4 protein-coding genes and 1 pseudogene are annotated in these 4,565 nt (G+C 60.0%); 1 reads left to right on the plus strand and 4 read right to left on the minus strand.

Translation table 11 applies throughout. From position 1 onward, the window contains the following. Both WBV42_RS07285 and WBV42_RS07290 read right to left on the minus strand, forming a co-directional pair. Positions 1-187: pseudogene (locus tag WBV42_RS07285) on the minus strand (hypothetical protein); the annotation flags it as partial. 106 nt (positions 188-293) lie between these two features. Further along, positions 294-1,142: an amidohydrolase family protein gene (locus WBV42_RS07290; RefSeq protein WP_423985437.1), complete on the minus strand. Its 849-nt coding sequence runs from the start codon at positions 1,140-1,142 to the stop codon at positions 294-296. A 744-nt stretch (positions 1,143-1,886) separates the two neighbouring features. Here WBV42_RS07290 and WBV42_RS07295 point away from each other — a divergent pair. Next, positions 1,887-3,713 carry a helicase HerA domain-containing protein gene (locus WBV42_RS07295; protein WP_423985438.1) on the plus strand — a complete coding sequence of 609 codons (1,827 nt, stop codon included), beginning with the start codon at positions 1,887-1,889 and terminating at the stop codon, positions 3,711-3,713. Here WBV42_RS07295 and WBV42_RS07300 read toward each other — a convergent pair. Together WBV42_RS07300 and WBV42_RS07305 are read right to left on the minus strand one after the other, a co-directional pair. After that, on the minus strand, positions 3,710-3,871 hold the full coding sequence (locus tag WBV42_RS07300) for a hypothetical protein (RefSeq protein WP_190303849.1): 162 nt from the start codon (positions 3,869-3,871) through the stop codon (positions 3,710-3,712). The two genes, WBV42_RS07295 and WBV42_RS07300, sit on opposite strands and share 4 nt — an antisense overlap. Positions 3,872-3,911: 40 nt before the next feature. Next, a complete protein-coding gene (locus tag WBV42_RS07305) occupies positions 3,912-4,208 on the minus strand; it encodes a hypothetical protein (RefSeq protein WP_423985439.1) in 297 nt (98 codons plus the stop codon). Between the last annotated feature and the right edge of the window lie 357 nt (positions 4,209-4,565).

Here is a 4,565-nt window from a genome sequence, read left to right on the forward strand (position 1 = left end):
ACCAGACGCGGGTTTCCGGGGGAATCTCCTCGGAGCGTACGACCCCCTGCTCTGCGAGTTCTTCGAGCATCGCCGCACCGACATCCGAACCGCATCCCACTTCCGTCGCAAACTCTCGTGCCGAGAACGGCTCCCCCCCATTCCCGATCCGGTCGAGGGCTTCGAGGGTTATTTTCTCGGGATTCATACACTTCCTCTCTGACGGACGAGCATAGTATTTTCCTTGCGCATCGCTCGACGGTTTCGTTAGAGTTCTTCTCGGCTACAAAACGCCGAATCGAGTGATCTGATGGCTATCGCTCGCCCAGAAATCGCTCCGCCGTATTCCGGAAGAGGTCCTCGTACACGGACGCCGGTAACTCGCGTTCGAGCAGTCCCCGGCGTTCGTCTTCGTAGGGATACGGCACGTTCGGGAAGTCCGTGCCGAACTGCACTGATTCGGCGAGTTCGACCAGCGTCTCGTCCGAAATACCGTCCGCGTCGAACCCCAACACGTCCGCCGAGCGGGGCGACAACGCCATCGTCGTGTCCAGAAAGACGTTTTCGTTGTCCCGCGCGAAGTTCAGAAATTCCCCCGTCTCGAACGTACCCATGTGGGCCGCACACGCCCGTATCTCCGGATACGACTCGACGAATTCCGCGAACTGGTCGGCCCCGACGTGCGGACTATCCTCGAACATCGGTGCCGTCCCCGCGTGGAACAGGATCGGTTTGTCGTACTCGGCGGCCGCCTCGAACGCCGGGTCGAGTCGGGGGTCCGCCGGGCCACATCCCTGCACTGGACACTGGAACTTCAATCCCCTCGCACCCGCCTCGAACGCCTCGCGGACGACCGCCGCCACGTCGTCGTCGCCGTGCACCGTGGCGAACGGAATCGCCATTTCAGACTCCCTCGATCGGGTCAGCACCCACTCGTTCAGTTCCCTCGCCATCCCGGGTTTGTGCGCGTACGGAAGGGCAACGTAGCGTTCGACACCCATCGAACCGAGTTTTTCCTCCATCCGCTCCCGGTCGGTCGGATGCTCGAACGACCACCCCGCTTCTTCGGTGAGTGACTTTCGTATTGCGGCCATGAGCTTCTGGGGCATAAGATGGACGTGGCCGTCGATGACGCGGCCGTCGAGCGCTTCGGGAAAGGGCATGGGAGGTAGTTGTCGGGGAATCGGTTTGAAGAATTGGGTCACGGAAACGACACCGAAAGGTTCTGATGGTGCTAGCTCAGCAGCGACGATGAAGAAAACGACCTCGAAAGCCCCCGCCTGCTCGCGGTCGCTCAGTGACATCTTGACTCGTCGTTAGCGCTCCTCGTCAAGAGGGGTCACTGAGACGACCACGGTAAACGCGAGTTCAGTCGGAGCAACGCTCCGACGACGTCCCGCTCGCACACTCACGGGACCGGGTGGCCCCTTTCAATCCACCCAAACCACCGTAACCGCACCCCGCCACAACCCTCCCCAACCGACTGCGTTTCTCGTTCGCTAGCGCTCACTTCAATACTCATCCCTCGCACGATTCGCCACTCAGGCCCTCGGATGACCGCTAGTTCGCGGTTACACCGCTCACTTAGAGGTTTCTTCGAAACCTCGCTATCCTCGGGCCTGCTGGCGCGCGCGCCGTGCGGCAGGGTCGGCATCGCGCAACTTGTCTAAAGTACAGCTGTGTTGTACTTGTTCGACAAACGCGTGCGAGGACTTTCGAGGTAATCTCCCCAGTAACTGCAATCGCAGAATCACCTTCCTCAACCCGTAGCGAGTCGGTGAAAGCCACAACGATTCACTTCTTAACAGTCGCACAGATGATAAAGCACCAACAATATCCCGCCGTTTCCCTCGACCCCGTTGATGCAAAAATTGAAGGATTCGCTGCCGAATCGAGAATGTAAGAGAATGGACAACGAACAACAACTGCCGGTCGGTCACCTCGTCGCCGATGACACCGACGTGTCGATTCCCGTCGTCGAAATCCTGACGGGGCGCGGGTTCGTCACCGGGAAAAGCGGGTCCGGAAAGTCGAACACGGCGTCGGTCGTGGTCGAACAACTGCTCGACGCCGGATACCCCGTCGCCATCATCGACGCGGACGGCGAGTACTACGGCCTGAAGGAGGAGTACGAACTCCTCCACGTCGGCGCGGACGAGGAATGCGACATCCAAGTCGGGGCCGAGCACGCCGAGAAGGTGGCGTCGCTCGCGCTCGAACAGAACGTCCCCATCATCATCGACGTCTCCGGATACCTGGACGACGACGAGGCGAACGCGCTCATCCGCGAGACGGCGCGGCACCTGTTCGCCAAGGAGAAAAAGCTCAAAAAACCGTTCCTGCTGGTGGTCGAGGAGTGCCACGAGTACATCCCGGAGGGCGGCGGCATGGGCGAGACGGGGAAGATGCTCATCAAGGTGGGCAAGCGCGGGCGGAAACACGGCCTCGGCATCATGGGCATCAGCCAGCGCCCCGCCGACGTGAAAAAGGACTTCATCACGCAGGCGAACTGGCTGGTCTGGCATCGCTTGACGTGGGAGAACGACACGAAAGTCGTCAGCCGAATCGTCGGCAGCGAGTACGGGAATGAGGTACCCAACCTCGACGCCGGAGAGGGGTTCGTCCAGACGGACTGGACCGACGGCGGGATTCGGCGGGTGCAGTTCGACCGTAAGCGCACGTTCGACGCGGGTGCGACGCCCGGCCTCGACGACTTCGAGCGCCCGGAACTCAAGTCCGTCAGCGACGCGCTGATGCAGGATTTAGAGGGCATCACGGAGCTTCAAGAGCAAGAGCACGACCGCGTGGCCGAACTGGAGAGCCAACTGGAGCGAAAACAGGCCCAGATCGCCGAGTTGGAGAACGAACTCCAGACGGCGCGGGACGTGTCCAACGCGGCGCGGAAGATGGCGAACGCGCTCGCCCACGGCGACATCGGTGGTCCGGAGGAGTTCGAGGATCGACTCCGCGAGAAGAACGAGCGAATCCGGGAACTCGAAACCAGACTCGAAGAACTGGAGAACGAGCGAACCGAACAGCGGTCGTTTCAGGACTGGGAGGCTAACACCGAGGACGCCGCGGAGGTCGAAGACGTCAGGGAAATCGAGGACACCAGAGAAATCGAGGACGTCGCGGAAAGCGAAGACCCACCGAACGTCGAGCAGGATGGGGCCGAGGACGAGGAACCGATCGCTTTCGACGATGCCGAAGCGCGACCTGCACGAAACGCCGGATCGACGGACGGCTTCATGAAGGGACGGACGACGTGGGGGAACCCGGACGAGACGGGCATCGATCGAACCAGTCCGGACGACAAGGGTTCGATCGAGGCCTACCAACGCGAACTCAAGGAGCGCGGACGCGAACTCGGGAGCGCCGTTTCGAATCGATCCACCTCCGAAACGTCGTCGTTGGTGGAGTTGGCGAACACCGACGCCGTCGTGGTCCGAATCGATGCCGCGCGCCGGGATTCGCTATGCAACGAAAATCACACCTGGGACGTCGTCGCCGCGCTCGCGAAGAGTGGGCCGATGACGGTCCACGAGATCGACGACGAGGTGGCGGCATCGATCGCACAGGTTCAGAGCCTCCTCGCGGAACTACGGAATCGCTCACTTGTCACGCGGGACGAAGAGCGTCGATACACGCTCGATAGAAAAGAGATGGTTTCGATCATCACCGACCCGGACGAAAGGGCACATCACAGCGAACTCCACGCTCAGTGGCGCGATTAGCGCCACTCCTCGTCGATCCCTGCATCACGTTCCATGTCCACGAGACCGCGTGGCTCCCACTCGTCCGCGGTATGGCACTGATAGAGGATGCCCGCGGCGACCGAGAGGAAGACGACCGTGATGAACAGTTCGGCGAAGAGGAAGACCCCGATCATCATGATTAACGATACGTTCCGCAGCGTGCTCTCTCTTTCGGCTTCATTCGTCCGATGTCGCCGAGTCAGTTCCGTCGTTCCGGTCGGCAGACTCACCGGATTCGGATTCGGCTTCGTCGCTCGATTCGTCGTCCGGTGAGTAGAGAAAGCGAAATATACCGGCGACCATCAGTCCGACGCCGAGCGTCATCGCGGCGTAATCGATGGTCGATTCCTCTCCGAGATAGCCGGGGAAGAGCAGAAACGCCAACCAACAGACGCCCAGCACTGGGAGCATGAGCGCAGTGAGGCGCTTCTTGGATATTCCGATCCCCGATTTGTCGTTCGTTTGTTGAGACACCGTGATCAGCCTGTCTCGGTATTACGGCCCGAATGCTTATATGTTTCTGTTATTTTGGATAGGAGGTAGTAGATCATTCAGGAGGATGCCGACATTACCGAAGATTCGTAAGAAATCAGATACAGATATTTTTCAGACAGTTGCGTGAAAGACGAGGGCTTCGTGCGCTATTTGGCGTAGGGACGGCCGTTTCAAGCGACGGCAGTGTACTCCACATTCCGAACGTTTTTCCCATCTCCTTTCTCTCAATACTTTCCCGACTCGAATCAGTATCTCCGTATGCTTCGTCCGGGCGTATGCTGTCTTCACTCTCCTACTCCACCGCTCGACGCGGGGGAAAGAAGAGAGACAGGAAGG

Source organism: Haladaptatus sp. (assembly GCF_049589095.1).
Taxonomy (GTDB): Archaea; Halobacteriota; Halobacteria; order Halobacteriales; family Haladaptataceae; genus Haladaptatus.